Annotated in this window: 2 protein-coding genes; one reads left to right on the forward strand and one right to left on the reverse strand. The window is 76.2% G+C overall.

The window, feature by feature from the left end; translation table 11 throughout:
• Positions 1-72: 72 nt before the first annotated feature.
• Positions 73-1,032 carry a LysR family transcriptional regulator gene (locus ACFV8H_RS41425; protein WP_380409952.1) on the forward strand — a complete coding sequence of 320 codons (960 nt, stop codon included), beginning with the start codon at positions 73-75 and terminating at the stop codon, positions 1,030-1,032.
• 37 nt (positions 1,033-1,069) lie between these two features.
• Here ACFV8H_RS41425 and ACFV8H_RS41430 read toward each other — a convergent pair whose 3' ends face one another.
• Positions 1,070-1,720: a hypothetical protein gene (locus tag ACFV8H_RS41430; RefSeq protein ID WP_380409954.1), complete on the reverse strand. Its 651-nt coding sequence runs from the start codon at positions 1,718-1,720 to the stop codon at positions 1,070-1,072.
• Positions 1,721-1,792: the final 72 nt, after the last annotated feature.

The raw sequence follows: 1,792 nt of genomic DNA on the forward strand, positions 1-1,792 counted from the left end.
GACCAACCCACCCTCCCGAAAGCCCCCCACCCAACAACAGCCCCGCGCAGCGGCCCCCACTAGGGTGCCGAGGTGGATCTGGATCTGGCACAGGTAAGAGCCTTCACCGCAACCGCCGAAGAACTCCACTTCGGCCGCGCCGCCGACCGCCTGGGCATCACCCAGCAGGGCCTGTCGAAGCGGGTGGCCCGCCTGGAGGCCGCCCTCGGCGTCCGCCTGCTGGAACGCGGCGCCCGCGGGGTGACCCTGACCGCCCCGGGCGCCCGGTTCCTGGAGCCCGCCCGCCGTCTGCTGTCCCAGGGAGAGCGGGCCGTGGCGGCGGTGGCAGGTGCCGGACGGCCCCTGCGGATCGACGTGTGGGGCCACCTGTACGCCCCGATGCGCACCCTCGCCCAGGCGGTGGACGCGGCGCCGGGCCTGGAGGTGGAGCCGGTGCCGGGCCGCGACCTGCCCTCCGTGGCGGCCGCGGTGCTGCGCGGCGAGTCGGATGCCGGGTTCGGCCGGGTGCACGCCCTCCCCGGTGGCACCGACGCCGGTCTGACGCACCGCCTGGTCCGCCTGGAGCCGGTGGACGCCCTGCTGAGCGCCGACCATCCGCTGGCGGGCCGCGACGCCCTGGCCCCGACCGATCTGCGCGGCAGCGTGCTGCGCTACCCGGCGGCCGTGGACCGCCTGGACTTCCTGACCCGTTTCGCGACCCGGTTCGGCATCGACGGCCGGGTCGGTTCGACCAACCTCGGCCTGGAGCACTTCCTGGACCAGGTCGCCGCGGATCCGACCTGCTTCTCGCTGGTGCCGGCCGACGGCCCGCTGCCCGGCCGCCCGGGCGTGCGGACCGTTCCCCTGGCCGGCCCGACCCCGCTGTACGCCTGGTCGCTGCTCTGGCGCTCCGACCGAGGCGCCGACCGGGACGGCCAACTGGACTTCCTGCTAAGGGCGTTCACCGCGGAGGCGGCCCGCAGCCGGTGGCTGGAGTACGACCCGGCCAGGGACTGGCTCCCGGACGCCGACGAGGCCGCGCTCCAGCCCTGAGCTCCGGCCGCCCGCCCACCGCGCCGCGTGACCCGGCTCACCACCAGGCCTTCTGGGTCCGCAGCACCGATCCGTCGGCCGCGTAGGAGACGACGGTGTTGTTGCCGGATCCCGGGATGCGGATGACGGCGTACCAGCGGACCGGGGAGTCGCCGACCGCCACCGGCTCCGCCTCGATGACCATGCCGCTCTCCCATCTGACCACGACCCTCTCGACCTCGGGCCGGACCTTGACGACCACCATCTGCGGGCTGCCCCCCGTGTCGACGACGCGGTTGAGCCCGCGGCCGCCGATCACGGCACCCGGATCGTCCTGCGCCGTCCCGCCCGGGCCGGGAACCGGGTCGACGAAGTCGCCCGGTTGCCGTTTGCCGTCCACGGTCAGATAGACCTCGGCCCGGTCGGTGTTCGGGGTCCAGGGCTGGATGCCGCCCCCCTGGGGGTCGTCCGGCAGGCGCGGGTCGACGGTTCTCCGCTCCTGCTGGATCAGCCGGCCCTGGGCCAGGCCGTCCGCCGCGGTGGGCGCGGCCGGCCACAGGGCGATCCAGGCTTCCAGGGCGTGGCCGCTCACCGTGCCTTCGTTGATCTTGACCCGCAGCGGCGAGAACGGGTCCCGGGCCGGCCGGGACGGCGAGGGCGTCGCGGAGGCCGTCGGGGCGGCTCCGGCCGAGGAGACCGTCGGGGACACCGGGGCCACCCCGGGCCCCGGGGGGGGCGAGGGCGGGGGGGGGCGCCGCGGCGGCCGCGGGGCAGGGCGGCG

Origin of the sequence: Kitasatospora sp. NPDC059827 (assembly GCF_042731675.1) — a bacterium.
Lineage (GTDB): Bacteria > Actinomycetota > Actinomycetes > Streptomycetales > Streptomycetaceae > Kitasatospora.